This window comes from Actinomycetospora sp. CA-101289 (assembly GCF_050955895.1).
GTDB lineage: Bacteria > Actinomycetota > Actinomycetes > Mycobacteriales > Pseudonocardiaceae > Actinomycetospora.
In genome coordinates, this window is sequence record NZ_CP192093.1 from 5,486,301 (window position 1) to 5,510,686 (window position 24,386).

Sequence of the window (24,386 nt, forward strand, 5' to 3'; positions counted from 1 at the left end):
AGCGTTCACTAGCTCGGCACCGGGGAGTCTAGGAGCCGTGGGGCGTGATCGCCCACTCAGGGCGGTTTGGATTCACGGAGGAGCGGTCAGAGGGCACGATTCGGCTCGTGCCGCCCGTGATCGTGGAGGCTTTCCTGGCCCTATCGGCGTGCTGTCTTGGATCGCCAGCGTGGCCGCCACGCTGGCACATCTGGTCAGGCGGGGCGGGTGGCCGTGTGGAGGGCGACGATGCCGCCGGAGAGGTCGCGCCAGGCCACCGAGCGCCAGCCGGCGCCGGCGATCCGCTCGGCGAGGGCGGCCTGGTCGGGCCAGGCGCGGATCGACTCGGCGAGGTAGACGTACGCGTCGGGGTTCGAGCTGACCGCCCGGGCGATGGGGGGCAGCGCGCGCATGAGGTAGTCGGTGTAGACGCGGCGGAACGGCGCCCAGGTGGGCCGGGAGAACTCGCAGACCGCGAGCGTGCCGCCGGGCCGGGTCACGCGGGCGAACTCGGCGAGCGCCGCGTCGACGTCGACCGTATTGCGCAGGCCGAAGGAGATGACCACCGCGTCGACGCTCGCGTCCGGCAGCGGCAGGTGCAGCGCGTCGGCGGCCACGAACGGCACGGGGCTCGTGCCGAGCCTGCTCACCAGCCGTGAACGCCCCGTGCGGAGCATCCCCAGGGAGAAGTCGGTGGCCAGGCAGCGTGCCCCGCTGCGGGCGAGCTCGACGGTGGAGACGCCGGTGCCCGCGGCGACGTCGAGCACCGTGTCGCCCGGGCCGACGGCCAGGGCGGCGCGGGTGGCGCGGCGCCAGCGCACGTCCTGCGCGAAGGACAGCACGGTGTTGGTGAGGTCGTAGCGCGCGGCGACGCCGTCGAACATCCGGGCGACGGCGGCGGGGTCGCGGTCGAGCTGCGCGCGGGTGCCGCTCACCGGGGGGCCGACCCGGCCATCGCGGGCACGTCGGGGCTGGTCTCCGCGGGGCCCGCGGCGCGTGCCGCGGCCCGGCGCCGCCGGCGGGCGCGGGCGAGCACGTACGCCGTCGGCGCCAGGACGGTCCAGAGCACGAGCAGGCCGAGCGCGACGGGCACGAGGCCCTGGGTCCACGTGCGTCCCGCGACGCGGACGAGCTCGGGGTCGGTGCGGTCGTACTCGACCCGCACGAGCTGCCCGGCCTCGAGGCCCAGCGGGTAGAACACGCCCTTCTCCGGCGTCAGCACCGCGCCCTCGTCGGTGGTGAAGCGGACGTAGACGTGGGGCCGGGAGCCGCCCTCGAGGACCTCGGCGACGGCGCGGCCGGTGGCGTCGTCGATGTGCGCGTCGTTGCGTGCGGCGCCGACGAGGACGAGGGCCAGCAGCACGGAGACCACGACGCCGACGGCCACGACGATCTCCGGCGCCCGGCGTCCGGCGGGGCGCAGCACGGCGACGGCCTCGTCGAGCACCGGCCGGGCACGCTCCCGGGCTCGGCGCACCACCGCGCGCGGGCCTGTCATTCTCCCGAGTCTAGGGAGGTCCGGGTGGAGCGCCCGGTGAGGCCGTCGCGGCTGCGCCCGGCGGCCCCCTGCGGTCGGTGGGAGTCGCCGTCCGGGTCGTCCTCCGGCTCCTCCGGCCCGGGATCGGCCTCGTCCGGGCTGTCGACCAGCTCGTCGACGTACAGCAGGTCCCGGCGGACGCCCTCGCCGCGGTGGGCCAGCCGGCCGACGACGTGCGCGGTGACGGGGGCGGTGACGAGCTGGAACGCCCCGACGAGCACGAGCATCCACACGTCGACGCTGGTGCGCAGGTGCAGCGCACCGCCGAGCACCACGAGCAGCAGGCCCACCACCTGCGGCTTCGTGGCGGCGTGCATGCGGCTCAGGACGTCGGGCAGCGAGAGCAGCCCCACCGACGCGATCAGGGTGAGCACGACCCCGAGCACGATGCTCACCGTGCCGACCGTGTCGAGGACGACGCCGAGCGTGCCGTCCGGGTCCGGCGGCGGGGCCGCCACGACCGCGCTCACCGGCCCGTCCCCCGCCGCACGAACCGCGCCACCGTGGTCGAGCCGAGGAAGCCGACGAGGCTGATGGCCACCACGACGGGCACGAGCGAGGAGTCCCCGGTCAGCGCCGCGTAGACGACGATCCCGCAGAGGAACTCGGCGACGAGCACGTCGAGCGCGATGAGCCGGTCGAGCCCCGACGGGCCGCGCAGCAGGCGCACGACCACGAGCAGGGACGAGACCCCGAGCAGCACGAGGGCGACGACGAGCACGACCGTGAGGAGCGGGGGGAGCAGGGCGGGCAGGGTCACGACGTGGCCTCCCCGGTGCCGGTCCCCGTGCCACGGCGCAGCGGGGCCGACGGCCGGCCGAGCGCCGCCACGATGTCGGCCTCGAGCTGCGCGACCTGCTCGCGGAACGCGGCGACCGCCGCCTCGTCGTCCGCGCCGAGCACGTGCGCGTAGAGCATGCGCTCGTCCGGGCGGGCCTCGATGACCACGCTGCCGGGCACCAGCGTGAGCACCTCGGTGACCATGGCCATGACGAACTCCGAGGACGACGCGAGCTGCACCGCGACCACCGAGCTGCGGATGTCCCGGCCCGGGCGCACGGCCTGCAGCGACTGGGCGGCCACCTGCAGGCTGGAGACCACGAGGTCGGCGACGAACCGGCCGATCACGCGCAGGGCCGGGACGGGACGCGGCCACCCGCGCCCGGGCGCCGAGGGCAGCGGGAACACCAGCAGCACGACGAGCGCGACGGCGAGGCCGCCGAGGACGTTCGCCCACGAGAACGTGCCCCACAGCAGCACCCAGACCACGACGAGCCAGACGACGGGCACCGCCCGGCGCAGCAGGCCGGCGGTGTCGGGCGGGACGGGACGCTCGCTGCGGTCCCCGGGCCGGGTCACCGCGCGACCCGGTCGTCGACGGTCTGGGCGAACACGGCCTGGATGTACGGGGTGCGCGCGACGAGCTCGTCGGCGGCCTGGTCGGCGACCGCGTACAGCGGCCCGGCGAACACGGTGATCGCCAGGCCGAGGGTGACCAGGGCGGCCGTGGCGCCGGCCATGACCCGCGGCAGCGAGCGCGACACCCGGTCGCCGGCCACGCCGAGGAACCGTCCCGTGAGCACGGGCGAGCTCTCGCCGGGCGCCAGGCGGGCGACGGGCCAGTCGACCTCCGCGCCGGTGTTGGCCTCCCGGTCGGCCAGCGAATGCGCCGTGCCCGGGCGCACCGCGGTGAGCGCGCCGCTGCGGGGCGTGGGCCCGCCGGGGAGCCCGGTGCGCGAGTCGCCCGCGTCCTCGGGGTGGGAGGTGTCCCGGGGCGGGGAACCGTCCTGCTCGGGCAGCTCCTCGTCGGGGTCCTCCGACTCCTCGGGCTCGTCGGCCTCGGCGACGGGGATCTGGTCGGCGGGGCGCCAGAACGCGAGCACCCACACCTTGGTCACCGCGTAGAGCGTCAGCAGGCTGGTGAGCACCGCGACGACCACGAGCACCCAGGCGAGCACCGACCCGTCGGCCACGCCGGCCTGCAGCAGCCCGAGCTTGCCCACGAACCCCGACAGCGGCGGGATGCCGCCGAGGTTGATCGCCGGCACGAACCACAGGATCGCGAGCAGCGGCGAGGCCCGCGCCAGGCCGCCGAGGCGGGTGACCGACGTCGACCCCCCGACGCCCTCGATCAGCCCGACGACGCAGAACAGCGTCGCCTGCACGGTGATGTGGTGGACGACGTAGAACACGGCGCCGGCCACGCCCATCGCCGTGCCCAGCGCGATCCCGAAGATCATGTAGCCGATGTGGCTGACCAGCGTGAACGACAGGACACGCTTGATGTCGGCCTGCGCGATCGCGCCCAGCGCCCCGACGAGCATGGTCATCCCGGCGGCGACGAGCAGGATCGTCCGCGTGGTCTCCGAGTCGGGGAAGACCAGCGTCTCCATCCGGATGATCGAGTAGACGCCGACCTTGGTGAGCAGGCCGGCGAACACCGCGGTCACCGGGGCGGCGGCCGTCGGGTAGCTGTCGGGCAGCCACGCCGAGAGCGGGAACACCGCGGCCTTGATGCCGAACGCGGTGAGCAGGACGAGGTGGATCGTCAGCGCCGTGCCCGGCGGCACCTCGGCCATCCGCACCGAGATCTGGGCGAGGTTGAGCGTGCCGACCGCGGCGTAGGTCAGCGCGATCCCGACCAGGAAGATCAGCGACGACACGACGTTGACGACCACGTACGTCACGCCCGCCCGCACCCGCGACCGGCTGCCGCCCAGGGTCAGCAGCACGTAGCTGGCCATGAGCAGGACCTCGAAGCCCACGTACAGGTTGAACAGGTCGCCGGAGAGGAACGCGTTGGCGACGCCCGCCGCGAGCACGAGGTAGGTCGGGTGGAAGATCGTGATGGGGGTCGTCTCGTCGCGGTCGTAGACGCCCTGCCCGATGGCGTAGACCAGCACCGCGAGCGTCACCGTCATCGACGTCAGCAGCATCAGCGCCGACAGCGGGTCGACCACGAGCGTGATGCCCAGCGGCACCGGCCACGAGCCGACCGTGACCACGATCGGCCCGGACCGCACCGCCGCCACCAGCAGCATCGCGGCGATGACGACGACGGCGGAGAGCACGGTGACGCTCACCGCGCGCTGCAGCGTCGGGCGGCGCGCGAGCACGAGCGTCAGGCCCGCGCCGAGCAGCGGCAGCAGCACCGGCAGCGGGATGACGGTGGCGAGGAGGCTGGAGCCGGGGTTCACCGCACGTCCTCCCCTGCTCCGGAGACGCTGGCGGCTGGCTCGCGGTGCTCGTCGCCGTCGTCGTCCTCGGGGTCCGTGTCGGCCACGTTCTCGCAGCCGGTCGTGTCGAGCTCCTCCTCGTCCTCCTGCTCGCCGCGGGCGAGGCGGCGGCGCAGCGAGCGGTCCTCGACGTCCTCGGTGAGGTCGTCCTCGCGCTCGAGGGTCCAGGTGCGGTGGATCAGCGCGAGCAGGAACGAGGTGACGCCGAGGGTGATGACGATGGCGGTGAGCACCAGGGCCTGGACCAGCGCGTCGCTCATCGCCGACTCCGGCGCGCGGCCGACCAGCGGCGCCTCGCCCGCGGGCCCGCCGGCCACGACGACCAGGACGTTGGTGGCGTTGCCGAGCACCAGCACGCCGAGGAGCACGCGGGTCAGGCTGCGCTCGAGGATCAGGTACACGCCGGTGGTGTAGAGCACGCCGACGAGGGCGAGCAGCACGATCGGTGACGTCACGCGGAGACCTCCTGCCGGCCCGTGACCTCGGCGCGGCGCCGGTCGAGCTCGGCGCCGAGGCTGCGCAGCACGTCGAGGACGAGGCCCACGACGATCAGGTAGACGCCGACGTCGAAGATCAGCGAGGTCACGAACTTCACGTGGCCGAGCACGGGGACGTCGGCCTCCAGCACGGCGGTCTGCAGCACCTCGCCGCCCAGCAGCAGCGCGCCGACGCCGGTGCCGCCCGCGCAGAGCAGGCCGAGCCCGAGCAGCAGGCCGGCGTCGACGGGCACGGCCTCCCCGAGCTCGTAGCGCCCGCCCGCGACGTAGCGCACGACGAGCGCCAGCCCCGCGACCAGCCCGCCGGCGAAGCCGCCGCCGGGGGAGTTGTGGCCGGCGAACAGGAAGTACACCGACACCACCATCATCGTCGGGAAGACCAGGCGGGTGACCACCTCGAGCAGCAGCACGCGGTCACCGTCGCCCCGGCGCGCGGCGCTGAGCCACCCGCCGGCGCGGGTCGACGGGCTCACCGAGGGCTGGGCCTCGGAGCGCGGCGGGGCGCCGGAGCGCCGGTTCAGGAACACGAGGCTGGCGACGCCGGTCGCCGCGGCGACGATCACCGACAGCTCGCCCATCGTGTCCCAGGCGCGGATGTCGACCAGGGTCACGTTGACGACGTTCGCGCCCGCGCCGAAGCCGTAGGCCTGCGCGGGGAAGGCCGCGGCCACCGACGGCGCGTTGCGCGCGGCGAGCGCCACGGCGCCCAGGCCGGTCATGAGCAGCCCCACCGGCACGGCGACGAGCAGGCGGCGCATCCGCTGCCGCGGGGTGTGCCGGTCGGAGATGTCGCGGGGCAGCGTGCGCAGCACGAGCACCACGACGACCAGCGTGGCCGTCTCCACCAGCGCCTGGGTCAGGGCGACGTCGGGGGCCCCGGCCAGCGCGAAGATCAGGGCGATCGCGTAGCCCAGCCCGCCGACGACGATCACCGCGCCCAGCCGGCGCCGCACCCGCGTCGCGACGATCGCGCACGCCGCCCCGATCACCGCCGCGAGCACCTGGAACGGCGAGTCGGCGAGGCGGTCGACGCGCACGGAGCCCAGGTCGGCCGAGAGCAGCAGCGCGATGCCCGGCCCGAGCACCAGGACCGTGAAGATCGTCGTGAGGATCCAGGACAGCGAGCCGCGCTGGGTGAGCACGGTGACGCGCAGCGAGAGGTTCTCCAGCGCGTGCACCACGCCGCGCCAGGTGATCTCGGCGCGGACCGGGGCCAGCGGGTGGCGGGCGGTGAGGCGGGCGCTGACCCGGGGCAGGCCGACGACGTAGCCCAGGGCCACGGCCAGCACCGAGAGGCCCAGCGCGAGCCCGATCGACGGGACGACCGACAGCTCGAGCAGCGCCGGGTACGACGCGGGCAGCGTGTCGGCGTAGGCCACGAGCAGCGGCGCGATCCCCGCGACGCCGACGCCCGCGGCGAGGCCGGCGACGCCGAGGACCACCGGGGCGGCCGGGAAGAGCAGGCCCGGGGGCTGCCAGTCGACGGTCGCGACGCCGGGCTTGCGCCAGAACGCGCCCCAGACGAAGCGGGTGCTGTAGCCGACGGTCAGCGTCGAGCCCAGGACGACCAGCACGAGCAGCGGGACCGCGGCGGGGCCGTAGGCGTCGTGGAGGAACGCCTCGAACGAGCCCTCCTTGGTGACGAACCCGAGCAGCGGTGGCAGGCCGGCCATCGACGCGGCGCCGAGGATGCCGGCCGTCGCCAGCACCGGCGCCCGCCGCCCGAGCCCGGACAGCTCGCGCAGGTCCCTGGTGCCGGCGCGCCGGTCGATGACGCCGACGACGAGGAACAGGCACGCCTTGAACAGCGCGTGCGCCACGACCAGCCCGAGCGCCGCGAGCGCGCCGTCGCGGGTGCCGGCGCCCGCGAGCAGGATCATGAAGCCGAGCTGCGAGACCGTGCCGTGGGCGAGGACGAGCTTGAGGTCGTGCTGGCGCAGCGCCTGCACCCCGCCCAGCAGCATCGTCGTCACGGCGAGCGTGGCCACCAGCGGGCGCCACGGCTCGACGTCGGCGAGCCCGGGGGCCAGGCGCAGGACGAGGTAGACGCCGGCCTTCACCATCGCCGCGGCGTGGAGGTAGGCGCTCACGGGCGTCGGCGCGGCCATGGCCGAGGGCAGCCAGAAGTGGAACGGCACGAGCGCCGACTTGGTGATCGCCCCGACCAGTACGCACACCACGCCCGCGGTGATCGCGGCCGGCGTGGCCGCCGGCCCGGCGAAGTACGCGACGAGCGCCGAGAGCCGCGTCGTCTGCGCCGCCTGGGCCAGCACCACGAGCCCGACGAGCATCGTCAGCCCGCCGGCGGCGGTGACCACGAGCGCCTGGACCGCGGCCGCGCGGCTCGCCCGCTTGTGCGCGTCGTGACCCACGAGCAGGAACGAGAAGACGGTCGTGAGCTCCCAGCAGACGTAGAGCACGAACACGTCGTCGGACCAGACGAGCGCGAGCATGGCGCCGGCGAAGGCGGTCAGGACCGCCGAGAAGCGGCCCATCCCGCGGGCGTCGGGCGGGAAGTAGCGCGTGCAGTAGAGCAGCACGAGCGCGCCGATCGCGGTGACGAGCAGGGAGACCGTGGCCGCGAGCGGGTCGAGGCGCATCGCGATGTCGATGCCCAGCGCCGGGATCCACGGGATCTCCTCCGTGGGCACCGCGCCGGCGAGCACCGCGGGCAGCTGCAGGACGATCCAGACCGCCGCGGCGGCCGGCACGAGCGCGAGCACCGCGAAGGCCCGGCGCCCGAGGTACCGGACGAGGGTGGACGCAACCAGCGCCGCCACCGCGTGCGCGGCCACCAGCACCAGCACCCCGCCGCACTCCTCTCGTCCCGCCGTCGGCCGTCCAGTGTCCCGGACGTCGCGTGGTGGCGGCGTGCGGTGACGGTCAGGTCACTGCCGGGTGTCGGTGCCGACACCCGGGCACGCCGGCCCCTCGGCCAGCGCCGCGAGCACCGCGGCGCCCGTCCGCTCCCCCGTCGCGCGCCGGTCGGCGCGGTCGACGACGACCTCGACGACGCGGATACCCGATCCCCCGGCCGGGGCCAGCGCGGCGGGCAGGTCGTCGAGGCCGGCGCGGCGGTGCGGCACGCGGTGCGCGGCGCAGAGGGCGGCGAGGTCGGTGCCGTGCGGCGTGCCGAACACCCGCTCGAACGCGGCCGCCCACCGCGAGGCGCCCTGCTCCAGGGTGGTGAAGATGCCGCCGCCGTCGTCGTTGGCGACCACGATCGTCAGCTCCCCGCGCGGCTCCTCCGGCCCGATGAGCAGGCCGTTGGTGTCGTGCAGGAACGTCAGGTCGCCGAGCAGCGCGTAGGTCGGTCCGGGGTGGCCGAGCGAGACGCCGACCGCCAGCGACACCGCCCCGTCGATGCCCGAGACGCCGCGCGCGGAGGTCACGGTGACGTCGGCGCGCGGGGTCGCGGCGAGGGCGACGTCACGGATGGGGGCGGACGCGCCGACCACGAGGTGGGCACCGGGCGGCAGCGCCGCGACGGTGGCCGCGGCGAGCGCGGGTCCGGTGGTCGGTCCGGTGTGGTCGCCGGCGTGCTCCTCGGGGGCCGTGGTGTCGCCGACGACCGCGGCGGCCCGGTCGTCGGCCTCGGCCCACGCCCGCGCGAAGTCGGGGTCGGGCTTCCAGTCGTCGGCGGGCGGGAGCGCGCCGACCTCGGTGACCGCGCCCGCGACGTCGGTCCAACCCGGTCGGGGGCGGCCGCCGGTCGGGGCCACGGACGGCACGGCGAGCACGGTGACGTGCGGGTCGGCGAGCAGCCGGGAGATCGCGCGGTGCAGCGTCGGGCGGCCGAGCACCACGACCTGCTCGGGGCGCAGGTCGTCGCGCACCCCGTCGAGCGCGGCCGGGAGCACCCAGGTCCCGGCGCGCAGGGTGCGCCCGCCGGCGGGGTCCGACCACAGCGGCGACGTCGGCTCGGCGAGCACCGGCACCCCGTCTGGCAGGCGCGCCCCGTCCGGGATCGGCGTCCCGCCGTAGCCCGCGACGACCAGGGTCCGCGCGCCCGCCCGCGGGGCCAGCGGGGCGAGCACGGACGCCGGAGGCGCGGCGGCGATCCGGGTCCACGCCGCGCCGTCGGGACGTCCCGCCAGCGCGGGGTCGGGCTCCGGGAGGGCGTGGTCGGCGGGGTCGAGCAGCGGCTCGCGCAGGGGGACGTCCAGCTGCACCGGTCCGGGGTCGCCCCCGCTCGTACCCGCCGCCCGGTCCAGCGCGCGCGCCACGACCGCCCGCCAGGTGCGCGCGGCGCCGGCCCGGTCCTCGGCCAGCGGCATGACCACCGAGGCGCGGGCGGCGGCGCCGAAGATGCCCACCTGGTCGACGGTCTGGTTGGCGCCGCTGCCGACGAGCTCGACGGGGCGGTCGGCGCTGACGACGAGCATGCCGACCCCGGCGCGCGAGGCCTCGAGGACCGCGGGGTGCAGGTTGGCGACCGCGGTGCCCGAGGTCACGACCACCGGCACGACCCGGCCGGACACCGACCCGAGGCCGACGGCGAGGAACCCCGCGCCGCGCTCGTCGACGCGCACGTGCAGCCGCAGCCGCCCCTCGCGGTCGGCCGCGTGCAGGGCCACGAGCAGCGGCGCGTTCCGCGACCCGGGGCAGGCGACCGCGTCGGTGACCCCGGCGCGCACCCACTCGTCGACGACGACGTGGGCCTGCGCCGTCGAGGGGTTCACGACTCCACGGTAGAGACTCTGCGCCGGTCCGCAGTCCGGGACGGGTGTGACCACAGTCCACCGCTGCGCCGTCGGGGAGGGCGCCACCGGGCCGAGGAGCCGCGTGACGAGAGGTCACCCGTCCGTGGCATGCTGCTCCTGGCGTGTTAGTTGTATGTAACAACCATGAAGGAGGCGCGGTGGCCGCCGACACCACACCGTCGCGGGCACGGCAGCGTCCTCGCGGCCCTCGCGCGCGAGCGATCCGTCTGGGCGCACTGGCCGTCAGCACCCTCGCCGCGGGCGCGGTCCTCGCGGCCTGCGGGTCCTCGACGCCGGCCGCCCCGCGCACCGTCGCCGTCGCGCGAGGGTCGGTGAGCACGGCGGTCTCGGCCGTCGGGTCGGTGTCGGCGGGCCAGGTGAACGTCGGCTTCCCCCAGGGCGGGCAGCTCACCTCGGTGGCGGTGAAGGTCGGCGACCACGTCACGCGCGACCAGGTGCTCGCCACGATCGACGACTTCGCCGCCCGCCAGGCGCTGCGCCAGGCCGAGGCCCAGCTGGACGCCCAGAACGCGAACCTCGAGCAGGCCGAGGACTCGACGTCGGTCGACGGCGCCGAGGCCGCGCTCGCCCAGGCCCGTCGCGTCCTGGCCGCCACCGAGCGCGTGGCCGCCCAGCCCGGCCCGGCGGCGGGCGGGGCGGCCGGCGGCGCGGCGACGGGCGGAGCGGGTGCCGGCGCCTCGCAGGCCACCGGAGCGCTGCAGGTCGAGCAGGCACGCCAGGGCGTCGTCTCGGCGCAGAACAACCTCGACGCCGCCGAGGCCCAGCGCCCGCACACCCTCGACGCCGCCCGCGCCGCGGTCGACGGCGCCCGCGCGGGGGTGAACACCGCCCGCGAGAACCTGGCGAACACCACGCTGCGGGCGCCGTCCGACGGCGTCGTCACCGCCCTCAACGGCGTGGTCGGCGAGTTCGTCGGCACGAGCTCGGGCACGACAGCACGGGCGCCTGGCAGCGACGCCGCCATCCCGGGCGCGCCGGCCGCGAGCGCCGCGGGCGCGGCGGGCGCCACGGCCGGGGGCGCGACCCCGACACGCCCCGGCGGCGCCCAGTTCGTCGTCCTGGACGATCCGGCCGCGCTGCAGGTCGTCGTCCCGTTCCAGGAGTCGGACGCCGCGGCGATCGCCCCGGGCCAGCACGTCGACGTCACCGTGGACGCGATCCCGGACGCCGCGCTCGGCGGCACCGTGCAGGCGGTCGCGCCGTCGGGGGCCGCGATCTCGAACGTCGTGAACTACTACGTCACCGTCGCGCTGACCGGGGGTGACCCCCGCCTGCGCGAGGGCCAGACCGCGCGGGCCTCGGTGGTCACCGGGCACGTCGACGGCTTCCTCACCGTGCCCAACGCCGCCGTGCGCCGGCAGGGCACCTCGAGCTCGGTCGTCGTCGTCGGACCGGGCGGGCGCCAGCAGCCCGTCCGCTTCACACCGGGGCTGGTCGGCACCGACCGCACCCAGGTCCTCGCCGGGCTCCAGGAGAACCAGCAGATCCTCGTCACCGGAGGCAGGTCGCGATGACCGACGAACCGACCACCGGGCCGGTCGCGACCGCGACCGACACCGCCGGCGAGGAGTCTGCGCCGGCGAGCGGGCGGCGGCCCCTGAAACGCTCGACGCGGATCGCGCTGATCGTCATCGTGGTCATCGCGCTGCTCGCCGCGGCCGGGTTCACGGTGAACTACTTCGTGATCTCGAGCGGCTACGTGTCCACGGACAACGCGCAGATCGACGGCACCCAGATCCCGATCGTCGCCCCGGCCGCCGGGACGCTCGTGGACTGGTCGGCGACGCAGGGGACGGTGCTCACCCCGGACGAGGCGGTCGGCCGCGTCCAGCTGCAGGGGGCGTTCGTGCAACCGGAGCTGACCATCCGCGCGCCCGCCGCCGGGACCGTCGCGGTGGACGACACCACCGAGGGCGCGTACGTCACCGCGGGCACGCAGCTCGCGGTCGCCTACGACATGTCCGACCTGACCGTCACCGCGCGCGTCGACGAGACCGACATCGACCAGGTGCACGTGGGCGCGCCGGTCGACATCTCCGTCGACGCGTACCCCGACGTGGCCCTGACGGGCTCGGTCCGCGAGATCCAGGGCGGCGCCGCGGGCGTGTTCTCGCCGTTGCCGCAGTCGAACAGCTCCGGGAACTTCCAGAAGGTCACCCAGGTCATCCCCGTGAAGATCACCATCGACGACCCGCGCGGTCTCGAGCTGATCCCCGGCATGAGCGTCACCGCCGACATCGTGCGGGACGAGCGGTGACCGCGCCGGCCGCCCGAAATGCGACGACCGGGGCCTTGACCTGCGCTTTTCCGGATCCCGATGTCCGGCCGACGGCCGCCGTCGGTGCGAGACTCTGACGATGTCCACCGAGACGCCCGCCGCGCCCAGCACCGTCGAGGAGCGCCCACCGAGCGCGCCGACGTCGCCTGCGCCGGAGCGTCCGGCGGCGCCCGCCGTACCGACCCCGACGACGTCCGGGCCCTGGGCGGTGTCCCTGATCGTCCTGGTGACCGGCATGTTCATGTCGGTGCTGGACGTCAGCATCGTCAACGTGGCCATCCCGGCCATGCAGATCGACTTCGGGGCGACCACCGAGGACATCCAGTGGGTCGCGACGTCCTACTCGCTGGCGCTGGGGGTCATCGTCCCGGCCAGCGCCTGGCTCGGCGAGAGGATCGGCCTCAACCGGGCCTACATCCTGTCCCTGCTCGGCTTCGCCGCCGGCTCCGCGCTCTGCGGGCTCGCGTGGGACCTCAACAGCATGATCGCGTTCCGGATCCTGCAGGCCATCCCCGGCGGGGTCATCCCGGTGGTCGCGCTCTCGATGCTCTACCGCATCGTGCCGCGGGAGAAGATCGGCGCGGCGATGGGGATGTACGGGCTGGGCATCATCGTCGCCCCGGCCGTCGGGCCGACGCTCGGCGGCTACCTGGTGGAGTACGTCGACTGGCGGCTGATCTTCTTCATCAACGTCCCGATCGGCGTGGTCGGCGCGATCGCGGCGGTCGTGCTGCTCCCCGCCTTCCGGGGCGGCGTCTCCCACCGCTTCGACCTGCCCGGCTTCCTCGCGATCGCGGCCGGCCTGTTCTCCCTGCTCCTGGCGCTCTCGGAGGGCGAGTCGTGGGGGTGGGGGAGCTACCCGGTGCTCATCCTGCTGACCTTCGGAACCCTGTGCCTGGCGCTGTTCGTGGTCATCGAGCTCGAGGTGGACCACCCGCTGCTCGACGTCCGGGTCTTCCGGTTCTGGCCGTTCACGAACTCGCTGATCCTCATCGCCATCATCTCGATCGGCCTGTTCGGGGTGCTGTTCTACATCCCGGTCTACCTGCAGCAGTACCAGGGCATGGGCGCGTTCGACTCCGGAATCCTGCTGCTGCCGCAGGCGGCGGTCATGGCGGTGATGATGCCGCTGGCCGGGCGCATCTACGACCGGTTCGGGGCCCGCTGGCCGGCGGTGATCGGCCTGTCGGTGATGGCCGTGGGCACCTACATGCTCCGCGGGATCAACCTGGAGACCTCGCACACCGAGCTGCAGTGGCTCCTGGCCTTCCGCGCGGGCGGGATCGGCCTCGCCATGATGCCGATCATGACCAACGGGCTCTCCGCCGTCCCGCCGGAGAACACCAGCGGGGCGAGCGCCTTCAACAACCTCGTCCAGCGGACGTCGTCGGCGATGGGCCTGGCCGCCATGACCGCCCTGATGACCGGTCAGCAGGCCCAGGGGTTGAGCGACATGGGCGGTCTCATGGGGTCCCAGGCCGCGCCCACCACGGCGACGGCCGGCGGCACCGCGGCCGCGACCGGCGGTGCCGGTGACACCGCCGCCGTGCTGCAGAGCTACACGCTCGACCGGACGGCCACCGGGATGGTCTTCACCAACGCCTTCGACAACCTCATGCTCATCACCGCCGCCCTGAGCGCGGTCGCGGTGGGGTTCGCGTTCCTGCTGAGGAAGAAGTCCTCCCCCACGGGCGAGAAGGTCATGGTCGAGGCCTGACGGGGCGCAGCCGGCGCAGCGTCGCCTCGCGTCCGGTGGCGTGCGTGAACAGGTACTCGGCGCGCTCGTAGGACAGCCGGGTGCGGCCGGTGTCGGGGCAGCGGTCGGCACCCGTCCGGGCGCGGGCGGGTCCGGGGCGGCGGTCGGCGAGGAACACCGGGCCGCGGGTGCGCCCATCGAGCAGGGCGTCGAGCAGGCGCGCGGTGCGGGAGCGCCAGACCACGGTGCGGTCGTGGGTGGCGCGGTCGTCGCGGTCGAGGTCGTCGACGTCGAGGGCGAGCACCGCCCGGACCGGGGCGCCGGACTCGTGCAGCAGCGACCACAGCGCGCGCTCGCGCACCGGCAGCGCCGGGTCGTCGCACAGCGCCGCGACCCGCGCGGGGTCGACGGGCGGGGCGGGCGGGGCGTCGGCGCGGCGGCGCTCGAGGCCCTCGGCCAGCTCGGGGCGCTCGAGCCACGCGGCGAACGAGCGCACGGCGGCGCGGTGGCGGTTCCAGGTCGCGGGGGCCGCGCGCCCCCAGGCCGTCGTGACCACGCGGGCGACGTCGTCCGCGGTCAGCGCGGTGGCCGGTGTCGTGCCGCCGAGCCCGCGGACCAGGCGCCGCAGCGTCTGCCCGTAGGCCCGGGCGGCGGGGGCCCCGAGCCCGCCGAGGAACGCGACGGCCCGGTCCTCGAGCGTCGGACCGGACGGGGCGGCAGCCACATCACCAGGGCCGGCACGCGCGACGAGGACGGCGCGCTCGGCGTCGTTGCGGGTCAGGGCGGCGGCGCGGGCGTACTCGCGGCGCGCCTCCTCGCCACGGCCGAGGCGGTCGAGCAGGTCGGCACGCACCCCGGGCAGGAGGTGGTAGTCGCGCAGGCGGGGGTCGTCGCGCAGCGCGTCGACGATCGCGAGCCCGGCCGCGGGCCCGTGCGCCCGGCCGACGGCGACGGCCCGGTTGAGCGCGACGACCGGGGTCGGCAGGAGCGCGGCGAGCCGGTCGTAGAGGGTGGCGATCGCCGCCCAGTCGGTGTCCTCGGGCCGGCGGGCCTGCGCGTGGCACACCGCGATCGCCGCCTGCAGGACGTACGGGCCGGGGCTCGTGCCCAGGTCCCGGGCCCGCAGCATCGCGGTGAACCCGCGCCGCACGTGCACGGGATCCCAGCGGCCCCGGTCCTGCTCGTGCAAGGGCACCGGCTCGCCCGCCGGGCCGGTGCGCGCCGCGGCTCGCGACGCCGCCAGCTCCATGAGGGCGACCAGCCCGTGCACCTCGGGCTCGCGGGGCGCGAGCGCGGCGAGGCGGTGACCCAGGCGCAGGGCCTGCCCGCACAGGTCCGGGCGCAGCAGGTCCTGCCCGGACGTCGCTGCGTAGCCCTCGTTGAACACGAGGTAGACGACCTCGAGCACCGACGACAAGCGCGCGGCGAGCTCGTCGCGGTCCGGCATCGCGAAGGCCGCCCCGGCTTCGGCGAGCGTCCGCTTGGCGCCGGCGATCCGACGGGCGGCGGTGGCCTCGTCGACGAGGAACGCCCGGGCGATCTCGTCGGTGCGCAGCCCGCCGAGCAGGCGCAGCACGAGCGCGGAGCGCTGCTCGGTGCGCAGCGCCGGGTGGCACGACAGGAACATCAGCCGCAGGACGTCGGCGTCCTCGTCGCCGGGGGTGTCGGTGGCCGTGTCCTCGTCGGTCGTGTCGTCGGCGTGCGCGAGCGCGGAGTGCGCCCGTTCGGCCCGCTCGGCGCGGCGCAGGTGGTCGACGGCACGGCGCTTGGCGACGGCGGTGAGCCAGGCACCGGGGTTGTCGGGGACGCCGGACGCCGGCCACTGCTCCAGGGCCGCGACCAGCGCGTCCTGGGCGAGCTCCTCGGCCAGCCCGACATCGTGCACCATCCGCACGAGGGCGGCGACGATGCGGGCGGACTCGAGCTTCCACACCGCGTCGACCCGGGCATGGAGCCCCGGGTCGCCGTCGCCGTCCCCGCGCGTCGTGGTCACCCCATGACCCGGTGCAGGACGCTGTCGCCGTCACCGACGATGCGCCGGAAGCGGCGGGCGACCTCGAGGGCCTCCTCGTGCGAGGCGACCTCGACCAGCGCGAAGCCGAGGATCTCCTCCCGAGCCTCGACGAACGGCCCGTCGGTCACGGTGATGTCGTCACCCTGCGACGTCATGCGGATGCCCCCGGGCTCGAGGCCCCCGGTGGCGATGAGGATGCCGGCGGCGGTCATCTCCTCGACGAACGCGCCCATGTCGGCGAACAGGGCCTCGTCGGGCTGCCGGCTGTTCTGTCCGGTGGTCATCAGGTAGCGCATGTCTGTCTCCTCGATCTGGTGTGCCGACTGCTGATGACCGGACGTCGCCTCGGCCATGCGACAGGGAAGGATGCTATTCCCTGTCGTATCGGTCGGTCGACGTCCCGGTGAGAGTCCACCGAGCCGGAGAGGCACCCGAGATGAGCACCAGCACCGTCACCCCCGCCGCGACCCCCACCACCGCGGAGGACACCCGCACCCGCGCCGCGCTCGGCGCCCTGGTCGTCGGCCTGCCCCTGTGGAGCGCCGTGTCGATCGTCCAGGCGGCCACCCGCGAGGGGTTCGACATCCTCCGCCACCCGCTGAGCCTCCTGGCCACCGGCGACCTGGGCTGGCTCCAGATCGCGAACTTCGTGGTCGCCGGCGTCCTGACCTTCGTCGGCGGGACCGGCCTGCGCGGGGCGCTGCGCGGCACGCCGGGCGGGGTGTGGGCGCCCCGCCTGGCCCGCGGCGCGGGGGTCGGGCTCGCCGCCGCCGGCGTCCTGGTCATGGACCCGGGCGCGGGCTTCCCGGTCGGCGCGCCGGAGGGGATGCCCCCGATGTCGTGGCACGCGGTCGGCCACATGGTGGCGGGCACCCTGTCCTTCGCGTCGCTGATCGCCCTGTGCTTCGTCCTGGGCCGCCACCTCACCCGCACCGGGCAGCGGGGGCTCGCCGTCGTGTCCCGCGTCGCCGGCCTCGGCCTGGTGGTCGGCTGGGGCTGGGCGATGGTCGGCGGCACCGCGGGCACGCTGACCCTGGCGATCGGCGCGATCGGGGCGATGCTCTGGGTCGCGGTGGTGGCCGCCCGACTGCTCCGCACCGTCTGATCCGCGCCGTCTGATCCCGCCGGCACCGACCCCCGGGGCTCACCCACAGGAGCCCCGGGGGTCGCGTGCTGTCCCGGGGCGTTGCACCACGTAGGCCCCGCCGTCGAGGCGGCGCGCCGTACGGGGGTCGAAACGCTCGACGGGATGACACGCCATCGAGCGAATCCCGCGCCCACCCGGCACCGCACCCGGCACCCGGCCCGTTGGCCGCCACGTGCACACCGACTCGGCTCGATCCCACCCGACCCCGGCGCCCGCGGCCGGCGGCGCGGGCCGGCGAACGCGACGGGCTGGTCTCGTCGTGGTCACCGCCGCCCTCACCGCCGTCACGGCCCTCGGGACCGCCACCGCGCACGCCGAGCCCGGTGTGCCGCCCGCCGGCCCGGTCCCGGCGGCGGCCGCCGCCGACGAGGGCCCGCAGCGCTGGTCCCCGCCGCTCGCCGGCACGTCCACCGGCGTCGAGCTCGCCGAGGGCACCGCGCGCCTGACGACGACCCGCGACGGCACCGAGAGCGGTCCCGCCGCCCTGCGCGGCGCCCAGCGCCAGGGCCTGCTCGACCTCGGCGCGCACCAGTTCGCGACGCCCGTGAACCGGATCGACGCCCCCGTCACCGGCGACGTGCCCCCCGGCTCCGCGGTCGGCGTCGACGTCCGCGGTCAGGGCGCCGACGGGCAGTGGAGCGAGTGGATCCCCGCGGAGCCGGGCGCGCCCGCGCTGCTGCCCGAGCCGACGCGCACCGTGGCCGTGCGCCTCGCCCTCGTCGCACCGACGGGCTCGGCCGGGCCGGCCGTGCGCAGCCTCGAGGTGCTCGCCGACGAGGTGGCCACCGGCCCCCGCACCGTGGAGCCGCGCGCGAGCCACCGCGTCTTCGCCACCCGCGAGGGGCTCGTCGGCGGCACCACCGCCAACGGGCACCGGATCGTGCCGAACGACCAGTTCGTCGCCCTGCCCTCCCGGCGCGCGCTCTCGCCCAACGGCCGCGGCGACTACAGCGTGCGCGTCTGCACCGACGCCGGGCGCTGCGCGACGGTGCCGGTGTGGGACGTCGGCCCCTGGAACACCACCGACGACTACTGGAACTCCCCGGCGCAGCGCCAGTCGTGGAAGGACCTGCCCCAGGGCCGTCCGCAGGCCCAGGCCGCGTTCGAGAACCAGCACAACGGGGGCCGCGACGGGTTCGGCCGCCAGGTCAAGAACCCGGCCGGCATCGACCTCGCCGACGGCACCTTCTGGGGCCTGGGCCTGACGACGAATGCCTTCGTCACCGTCGAGTACCTCTGGACCGCCCGCAGCGGCGCCCTCGGGCGGGCGATCACCGGGGGCACCGGGCCCGTCGTGGAGCGCGCCACCCCCGACGCCGCGGGCGTCGACTCCGGCGTCGTCGGCGACGGCGCGCAGGTCGAGGTGCAGTGCCAGCTCGCCGGCTCGCCCGTCACCGGCAGCCAGGGCACCAGCAACCTGTGGCTGCGCACGCGGCCCGACCGCTACGTCCCCGCCGCCTCGATCCAGGGCGCGCCGCCGCTGCCGCCGTGCACGTAACGCCGGGCACGTCGGACCAGGCACGGAGGGCCAGGCACTAGGCTCGACGGGCGTGGCGACCGTCGGTGAGTGGGTGGAGGGGGCCCGGCCCCGCACGTTGCCCACGGCGATCGCGCCGGTGCTCGCGGGGACCGGGGCCGCGGCCGGGGTCGACGGGTTCGACCCCCTGGCCGCCGTGCTCGCCCTCGTGGTGTCGGTGTCGCTCGTCGTCGGGGTGAACTACGCCAACGACTACTCCGACGGGGTGCGGGGCACCGACGACGACCGCGTCGGTCCCCTGCGCCTCGTCGGCTCGGGGGCGGCGGAACCGCGGCAGGTGAAGACGGCCGCGTTCGCCTGCCTCGGGCTCGGGGCGCTCGCCGGCGTGGTGCTCTCGCTCTACAGCGGGCACTGGTGGCTGATCGTCGTCGGCGCGGTGTGCCTGCTCGGCGCGTGGTTCTACACCGGCGGCTCCCGGCCGTACGGCTACCGCGGGCTCGGCGAGGTCGCGGTGTTCGTGTTCTTCGGACCGGTCGCCGTGCTGGGCACCGAGTTCGTGCAGACCGGCCGCGCCAGCGGGCTCGGTATCGGCGCCTCGGTGGGCGTCGGACTGCTCGCGTGCGCGGTGCTCGTCGCCAACAACCTGCGCGACGTCCGCTCCGACGCCGAGACGGGCAAGCGGACGCTCGCCGTGGTGCTCGGCGACCGCGACACCCGCGTCCTGTACGCCGCCCTCGTGGTGGTCCCGCTCGGGATGACGCTCGTGCTGAGCCTGCGCGCGTGGGGTGCGCTGCTGGGCCTGCTCGCGCTGATCCTGCTGGTGCCGGGGCTGCGCCGCGTGCTCTCCGGGGCGACGGGCGCGCGCCTCATCCCCGTGCTGCGCGACACCGCCCTCGGCCTGCTCGTGTGGGGTGCGGCGACGGCGCTGGGTCTGGCGCTGACCTGAGTCAGCTCTCCGCGAGCCGGGCGAGCCGATCGAGGGAGGCGGTGAGCTTGGCGACCGACATCGCCCGGGCCGTCCCGAACCGCGACTCGTCGGTCAGCTCCGACCAGTCGTAGGTGTGCCGCACCAGCGTCCGGTCCGCGCCGTGGGGCTCGAGCTCCCAGCGCCACAGGTGCCCGGGCTGCTCGCGGCCCGGCTCGGAAGGCCGCCAGGCCAGGCGGCGGCCCTCCTCGAACTCGACGACGTGGTTCTCGCGGTCGCTGCCCTGGGTCAGCGACATGGTGAAGACGTCGCCCACCGCGCGGAGCCGCTGCCCCGGCGCGGCCTCGGCCAGGTTGGCGTTGCCGTCCCACTCGGGCTGGCGCGCCGGGTCGGCGATGAGCTCGAAGATCGCCTCCGCCCCTGCCGCGATCTCCCGCTCCGCACTCACGACCCGCGGTCCGTCGGTCGACTCGTCGCTCACAGCGCCTCCTCGCTCGGTGACGGATGAGCATGGTGCACGACGGCGCTCGCTAGGTGGGAACGCGTGGTCGTCCGCCGGGTCGTGGTCGTTGGTCGGGGTCGATCCAGGGTGGTGGTGTGAACCAGGGCAGGCCGTCGATCATCTCGAGGTGCCAGTGGTCGTGGTGGACGACCAGGTGGTGGTGCTGGCAAAGCAGCACCATGTTGTGCAGCTCGGTGTCGCCGCCGTCGAGCCAGTGGTGGATGTGGTGGGCGTGGCAGCGGCGGGGTGGTCGGGTGCAGCCGGGGAAGGCGCAGCCGCCGTCTCTGAGGTTCAGCGCGCGGCGGATGGCGTCGGTGGCGGTGCGGGCGAGGCGTCCGACGTCGAGGGGTTCGGACTTCGTCCCGAGGACGATGGGGATGATCTGGGCGTCGCAGGCCCAGCGGCGGGCGGTGGCGGCGTCGGCGAGGTGCCCGGAGTCCAGCGTCCCGTGACCGACGGCGGCCTGGAGCCAGCGGTGGTCCATGGTGATCGTGAGGAGGGGCCGGCCCATCGAGCGCAGCGGTCGCCGCCGCAGAGCCGCTGGCGCTGACGACGGCTCGGGCTCGGAGCGGCGGGGCTGCGGGATCAGCGCCGGGTCCGCGCCGAGCTCGAGGTCCAGCTCGGGCTCGCCGGGCGCGGGCTCGCCGGGCGCGGGCTCGCCGGGCGCGGCGGGCGACTCGCCGGCGTCAGCGGTGGTGTCGTCGTCGGCGAGGATGCCGCCCGCACCCTGCGCGCCGAGGACGAACTCGACCAGCGCCCCGGCCTGCCGGTTGCCCAGCGACCGGTCGTCGTCCGGCCCGGCGGGGGTGGAGGCGGCGTCGAAGCCTTCGCGGACGATCTCGGCGTTCACCGCCCCGCGGAACGTGGCGGTCATCCGCAACGTCCCGTCCCGCCGCGAGGAGATCAACAGCTCGTCGTCGCGTTCCTCGCGCGGGTCCGGCGCGGCGCCGTCGGGGTCGGCGTAGGCCAGCACCCGGGCCGCGACCTTCGCCAACGCATCCGGCGACAGCCGGGTCGCGGCTTCCGCCAGCGTCGCCTCGGACTCGGACCACACCGCCGGATCGAGGCCGTCGACCTTGTCGAGGCGGCTCATGGTCCGCCGGATCACCGCCACGTGCCCCGGCCCGGTCTCCCCGGCGGCGTAGACGGTGGCGGTGCAGGGCAGCCGCGGCGGCAGCGGCTCACCCGACAGGGCGAGCTGGGGGACGAGGTCGGCGGTCTCGTCGACCAACCGGTCGGCGTCGCGCCGGTCGAGCCGCCCCAGATCCTGGAGCAGGCGCTCGGTGAACCGGTCCCCGGTCTGCTGCGCGACCCCCAGCCGCTGGAGGTCCGCGACGTCCTCCAACAACCGGTACTGCTCGCGGCGCAGGGCGACGTAGCGCTCCCGGAACCGGTCGAGCGCCTCCCGCTCGACCTGCCCGACAGCCCCACTTTCGCTCATGTGTTCGAAGATAGACCCGACCCCCGACAACGCCGCCCGACCAGCGAGGTCCAGGGGCGGTCGGCCCGGCAAGCCGGCGTCGATCATGGCGATGGGCGCCAACAGCCCGTCTATCCGAGCGAAGGTGCCCTTCGCTCAGATCTCCGCCAGCCCCGGGTCGCGGGCACGGGCCGAGCGCAGTCTCGACGCGATCTTATGTCGCGCGCGACCCGTCCCCCCGGGTGCGGGACGCCCCCGGCTCCTCTCCCGTCGCCTCGTCGCCGTCGGACGGCTCCGCGTCCCCCCGCAGCTCCGCCCGCAGGGCCTCCCGGCGCTCCCGGCGCGCGGCCGTGGCCGCGTCGATCTCCGCGGCCAGGCGGGCCCGCAGCCCGCGGAAGAGCACCAGCGACAGCGGCAGGGCAACGACGAACGCGACCAGCAGGGCCAGCAGCAGCGGCAGGCCGACGGCGACGAGGATGCCCGCGATGATCGCGACGATCACCAGGCGCACCCCGACGTAGAGCGCGATCGCCAGCGCCACGCGGCCGGGGGAACCGGTCGCGGCGTCGTGTTCCTCGGAGGTCACCGCTCCAGGGTAAGCACCGGCACGCCGGCGCCGGAGGTGTCCCGTTTCGTCCTTTGTGGTCCCTTTACCTGGATACAAGCGTTCGAGTACGTGAGGCCCCGGGTGTCACGATTCCTTCCATCACGTCCGCTCCGCCCCTCGACGGCGCGGTTCCGGTGAGGCGACAGGGAAGGTGGAGCGACATGACCATCGCTCACGATGCGAACGAGCGGCTCATGACCCCGGGCGAGGTCGCCGCGATGTTCCGCGTCGACCCCAAGACCGTGACCCGCTGGGCGTCCGCGGGTCGCATCGGCTCCATTCGCACGCCGGGTGGGCACCGTCGTTTCCGCGAGTCGGAGGTCCGCACGCTGCTCGACGGCCTGACCAGCGAGGCCCACCGCTAGTCGCACCGGCGCGGGCGAGGACGGGATCTCCGTCCCCGCTCACCCCGGGCACCCGACCGCCACCCGACCGCCACTTCCCGCACGCCACGCAGACTCCTCTCCCGACCGGTAGCGTGGTCGGTGTCCGGTCCGCGGACCCGCCGGCGGCCGGTGACGTCGAAAGGCTGGAGGCGTCCCAGTGGTGATCCCGTTCCTCGTGGCCGTGCTCGTCCTGGTCGTCGTGGGGACGTTGCTGTGGAAGGTGATGGCCGCCCAGGCGGCCCAGGCCGGACACGACGGCGCTCCCGGCGGTCCGGCCGAGGACGCACCCACCGGTCCCACACGGGCGGCCTCGCCGCGGCGCCCGCAGCGCCGTCCGGTCGCGCCGGACGACGACCCGGAGTTCCTGCGCTCGCTGGACGAGAAGATCCAGCGCGAGGACCCGCCCTCGAGCTGAGGGTCGACGAGCAGACACACGACGAGGGGCGCCCCACCCGGGGCGCCCCTCGTCGCGTTCGCGGATGGTCCCGCCCCGTCAGCGCGGGATGACCGGGCGCCGGACGCGGGAGCCGGCACGGCCGAAGTCGTCGGCCACGGTGGCCGCGAGCTCGAGCAGCGCGGCGCGGGTGCTGCCGGCGAGCTTGTCCAGCTCGATCTCGGCGCCCTCCTCGAGGTGCGGGTCGAACGGCAGGCGCACGACCGCGCGGCAGCGGGCCGCGAAGTGGTCGGAGACCCGGTCGAGGTCGACGTTGCCCGATGAACGGCGCACGTAGTTGATGACCGCCACGGACCGGGACACCAGGTCGCGGTAGCCGTGCGCGTCGAGCCAGTCGAGCGTGGCCGAGGCGCTGCGGGCCCCGTCGATGGACGCCGACGAGACGATCAGCAGCGAGTCGGCGACGTCGAGGACGCCCTTCATCGCCGAGTGCATGAGGCCGGTGCCGCAGTCGGTGAGCACGACGTTGTAGAAGTGCTCGAGCAGCGTGACCGTGCGCCGGTAGTCGACCTCGCTGAACGCCTCGGACACCGCCGGGTCCTGCTCGCTCGCCAGGATCTCCAGGCGGGACGGGCCCTGCGAGGTGTAGGCGCGCACGTCGGAGTAGCGGCGCACGCGCGAGGCGTCGCGCAGCAGGTGCCGCACGGTGGCCGTGGTCTCCAGCGGGATCTTCTGGCTCAGCGTGCCCCGGTCCGGGTTGGCGTCGACGGCGATGACGCGGTCGCCGCGCAGCGACGAGAACGTCGAGCCCAGCGTGGTGGTCATCGTCGTCTTGCCGACGCCGCCCTTGAGGCTCAGCATCGCGATCTTGTAGCAGCCGTGCAGGGGCTGGTTCACGCGCGCGATGAGCTCGCGGCGCGCGGCGTCGCCCGGGCTCTCGCCGGGGTTGACCAGCCCGCCCGTGCCGACGAACAGCGCGCGGCGCCAGCCCGTCTGCGGCGGGCGCTTGCTGGGGCGCAGCAGGTGGGCCGACGACAGGTCGTACGACGCGGGGCCGTTCGGTCCGGTCGTCGCGGGGACGCCGGCGCCGCGGCCGGGCGTGGTGAAGCGCCCGGCGACCGGCGCGCGCTCGCCCGGGGCCGGCGGCCCGGGCGGACCGGGCGGCCCGGGGACGCGGCTGGTGGGTCCGGCGGCACCGACGCGCGGGTCGAAGCCGGGGTGCCGGGGCTGCGCGGCGTCGCCGCGTGCGGCCTCCGCGGTGTCGACCCGGCGGGTGGTGTCCGGGGAGTCCGGCGGCGCGGCGACGCTCGGGGGATCGGCCGCACCGGAGCCGCTCGCCCCGGCCGTGCTCGACGACCCGGACGCGGCGGCGCCGTCACCCGACGGCCCGGTCACCGGCACGCCCTCGGCGGCCGGGGACCCGGCGCTGCGCTCGGGCTCGGACGGGGAGGCGCCGGCCGTGTCGGCGGCACGGGCGGGTCCGCCCTCGCGCTCCGCCCCGGCGTCGTCCCTGGATTCCATCTGACGGCCCCTCCCTGGTCGCTGGCGCGGCTGACCGTATCCCCTC

General features: G+C 75.5%; 23 protein-coding genes and 1 pseudogene. 8 read left to right on the top strand and 16 right to left on the bottom strand.

Annotation, left to right across the window (positions count from 1 at the left end; genetic code table 11):
• Positions 1–194: 194 nt before the first annotated feature.
• From ACQPX6_RS27290 to menD, 9 genes are all read right to left on the bottom strand, one after another.
• A complete protein-coding gene (locus tag ACQPX6_RS27290) occupies positions 195–914 on the bottom strand; it encodes a demethylmenaquinone methyltransferase (protein ID WP_433783861.1) in 720 nt (239 codons plus the stop codon).
• Positions 911–1,477: a DUF3592 domain-containing protein gene (locus ACQPX6_RS27295; protein ID WP_433783863.1), complete on the bottom strand. Its 567-nt coding sequence runs from the start codon at positions 1,475–1,477 to the stop codon at positions 911–913. The genes ACQPX6_RS27290 and ACQPX6_RS27295 overlap by 4 nt, the downstream gene beginning before the upstream one ends.
• Positions 1,474–1,986: a monovalent cation/H(+) antiporter subunit G gene (gene mnhG, locus ACQPX6_RS27300; RefSeq protein ID WP_433783864.1), complete on the bottom strand. Its 513-nt coding sequence runs from the start codon at positions 1,984–1,986 to the stop codon at positions 1,474–1,476. Before mnhG ends, ACQPX6_RS27295 begins: the two co-directional genes overlap by 4 nt.
• Positions 1,983–2,276: a monovalent cation/H+ antiporter complex subunit F gene (locus ACQPX6_RS27305; RefSeq protein ID WP_433783865.1), complete on the bottom strand. Its 294-nt coding sequence runs from the start codon at positions 2,274–2,276 to the stop codon at positions 1,983–1,985. Before ACQPX6_RS27305 ends, mnhG begins: the two co-directional genes overlap by 4 nt.
• Entirely contained in the window at positions 2,273–2,875 is a 603-nt protein-coding gene (locus ACQPX6_RS27310) for a Na+/H+ antiporter subunit E (RefSeq protein WP_433783867.1), read from the bottom strand. Before ACQPX6_RS27310 ends, ACQPX6_RS27305 begins: the two co-directional genes overlap by 4 nt.
• Positions 2,872–4,713 (bottom strand): Na+/H+ antiporter subunit D, encoded by a 1,842-nt coding sequence (locus tag ACQPX6_RS27315; protein ID WP_433783869.1) that lies wholly within the window; start codon positions 4,711–4,713, stop codon positions 2,872–2,874. Before ACQPX6_RS27315 ends, ACQPX6_RS27310 begins: the two co-directional genes overlap by 4 nt.
• Entirely contained in the window at positions 4,710–5,207 is a 498-nt protein-coding gene (locus ACQPX6_RS27320) for a Na(+)/H(+) antiporter subunit C (protein WP_433783870.1), read from the bottom strand. The genes ACQPX6_RS27315 and ACQPX6_RS27320 overlap by 4 nt, the downstream gene beginning before the upstream one ends.
• Positions 5,204–8,056, bottom strand: coding sequence for a Na+/H+ antiporter subunit A (locus ACQPX6_RS27325; protein ID WP_433783871.1), 2,853 nt, complete (start codon positions 8,054–8,056; stop codon positions 5,204–5,206). Before ACQPX6_RS27325 ends, ACQPX6_RS27320 begins: the two co-directional genes overlap by 4 nt.
• Before the next feature lie 81 nt (positions 8,057–8,137).
• Positions 8,138–9,931, bottom strand: a complete 1,794-nt coding sequence (menD, locus tag ACQPX6_RS27330) for a 2-succinyl-5-enolpyruvyl-6-hydroxy-3-cyclohexene-1-carboxylic-acid synthase (protein WP_433783872.1) — start codon at positions 9,929–9,931, stop codon at positions 8,138–8,140.
• Positions 9,932–10,110: 179 nt separating this feature from the next.
• Here menD and ACQPX6_RS27335 point away from each other — a divergent pair, with 179 nt between their 5' ends.
• The 3 genes from ACQPX6_RS27335 to ACQPX6_RS27345 all read left to right on the top strand — a co-directional run bounded on the left by ACQPX6_RS27335 (position 10,111) and on the right by ACQPX6_RS27345 (position 13,968).
• Positions 10,111–11,487 (top strand): efflux RND transporter periplasmic adaptor subunit, encoded by a 1,377-nt coding sequence (locus tag ACQPX6_RS27335; protein ID WP_433783873.1) that lies wholly within the window; start codon positions 10,111–10,113, stop codon positions 11,485–11,487.
• Entirely contained in the window at positions 11,484–12,230 is a 747-nt protein-coding gene (locus tag ACQPX6_RS27340; protein ID WP_433783874.1) for an HlyD family secretion protein, read from the top strand. Before ACQPX6_RS27335 ends, ACQPX6_RS27340 begins: the two co-directional genes overlap by 4 nt.
• Before the next feature lie 100 nt (positions 12,231–12,330).
• Positions 12,331–13,968, top strand: coding sequence for a DHA2 family efflux MFS transporter permease subunit (locus ACQPX6_RS27345; protein ID WP_433783875.1), 1,638 nt, complete (start codon positions 12,331–12,333; stop codon positions 13,966–13,968).
• Here the strand turns inward: ACQPX6_RS27345 and ACQPX6_RS27350 are convergent.
• From ACQPX6_RS27350 to ACQPX6_RS27360, 3 genes and pseudogenes are all read right to left on the bottom strand, one after another.
• Positions 13,952–14,671, bottom strand: a complete 720-nt coding sequence (locus ACQPX6_RS27350; protein ID WP_433788372.1) for a site-specific integrase — start codon at positions 14,669–14,671, stop codon at positions 13,952–13,954. The two genes, ACQPX6_RS27345 and ACQPX6_RS27350, sit on opposite strands and share 17 nt — an antisense overlap.
• 12 nt (positions 14,672–14,683) lie before the next feature.
• A pseudogene (locus ACQPX6_RS27355) lies at positions 14,684–15,940 on the bottom strand (RNA polymerase sigma factor); the annotation flags it as partial.
• Positions 15,937–16,257 (bottom strand): YciI family protein, encoded by a 321-nt coding sequence (locus ACQPX6_RS27360; protein ID WP_433783876.1) that lies wholly within the window; start codon positions 16,255–16,257, stop codon positions 15,937–15,939. The gene ACQPX6_RS27360 and the pseudogene ACQPX6_RS27355, both read right to left, overlap by 4 nt.
• Before the next feature lie 140 nt (positions 16,258–16,397).
• Here ACQPX6_RS27360 and ACQPX6_RS27365 point away from each other — a divergent pair, with 140 nt between their 5' ends.
• The 3 genes from ACQPX6_RS27365 to ACQPX6_RS27375 all read left to right on the top strand — a co-directional run bounded on the left by ACQPX6_RS27365 (position 16,398) and on the right by ACQPX6_RS27375 (position 19,531).
• Positions 16,398–17,066, top strand: coding sequence for a DUF998 domain-containing protein (locus tag ACQPX6_RS27365; RefSeq protein WP_433783877.1), 669 nt, complete (start codon positions 16,398–16,400; stop codon positions 17,064–17,066).
• A 301-nt stretch (positions 17,067–17,367) separates the two neighbouring features.
• Positions 17,368–18,606 carry a hypothetical protein gene (locus ACQPX6_RS27370; protein WP_433783878.1) on the top strand — a complete coding sequence of 413 codons (1,239 nt, stop codon included), beginning with the start codon at positions 17,368–17,370 and terminating at the stop codon, positions 18,604–18,606.
• A 52-nt stretch (positions 18,607–18,658) separates the two neighbouring features.
• Positions 18,659–19,531: a 1,4-dihydroxy-2-naphthoate polyprenyltransferase gene (locus ACQPX6_RS27375; RefSeq protein ID WP_433783879.1), complete on the top strand. Its 873-nt coding sequence runs from the start codon at positions 18,659–18,661 to the stop codon at positions 19,529–19,531.
• A gap of 1 nt (position 19,532) precedes the next feature.
• Here the strand turns inward: ACQPX6_RS27375 and ACQPX6_RS27380 are convergent, their stop codons facing one another.
• The 3 genes from ACQPX6_RS27380 to ACQPX6_RS27390 all read right to left on the bottom strand — a co-directional run bounded on the left by ACQPX6_RS27380 (position 19,533) and on the right by ACQPX6_RS27390 (position 22,018).
• The gene (locus ACQPX6_RS27380) at positions 19,533–19,991 is read right to left on the bottom strand and encodes an SRPBCC family protein (protein WP_433783880.1); all 459 of its coding nucleotides are present in this window, start codon (positions 19,989–19,991) and stop codon (positions 19,533–19,535) included.
• A 49-nt stretch (positions 19,992–20,040) separates the two neighbouring features.
• Positions 20,041–21,453 (bottom strand): DUF222 domain-containing protein, encoded by a 1,413-nt coding sequence (locus ACQPX6_RS27385; RefSeq protein ID WP_433783882.1) that lies wholly within the window; start codon positions 21,451–21,453, stop codon positions 20,041–20,043.
• A gap of 193 nt (positions 21,454–21,646) precedes the next feature.
• Entirely contained in the window at positions 21,647–22,018 is a 372-nt protein-coding gene (locus ACQPX6_RS27390; RefSeq protein ID WP_433783884.1) for a DUF4229 domain-containing protein, read from the bottom strand.
• 182 nt (positions 22,019–22,200) lie between these two features.
• On the opposite strand from ACQPX6_RS27390, the gene ACQPX6_RS27395 reads away from it, so the two are divergent.
• Positions 22,201–22,404 (top strand): BldC family transcriptional regulator, encoded by a 204-nt coding sequence (locus tag ACQPX6_RS27395; protein ID WP_433783885.1) that lies wholly within the window; start codon positions 22,201–22,203, stop codon positions 22,402–22,404.
• Between the two features lie 178 nt (positions 22,405–22,582).
• Complete coding sequence (locus tag ACQPX6_RS27400) at positions 22,583–22,840, top strand: hypothetical protein (protein ID WP_433783887.1); 258 nt, start codon at positions 22,583–22,585, stop codon at positions 22,838–22,840.
• Between the two features lie 78 nt (positions 22,841–22,918).
• Here ACQPX6_RS27400 and ACQPX6_RS27405 read toward each other — a convergent pair whose 3' ends face one another.
• Entirely contained in the window at positions 22,919–24,340 is a 1,422-nt protein-coding gene (locus ACQPX6_RS27405; protein WP_433783889.1) for a MinD/ParA family ATP-binding protein, read from the bottom strand.
• Positions 24,341–24,386 lie beyond the last annotated feature (46 nt).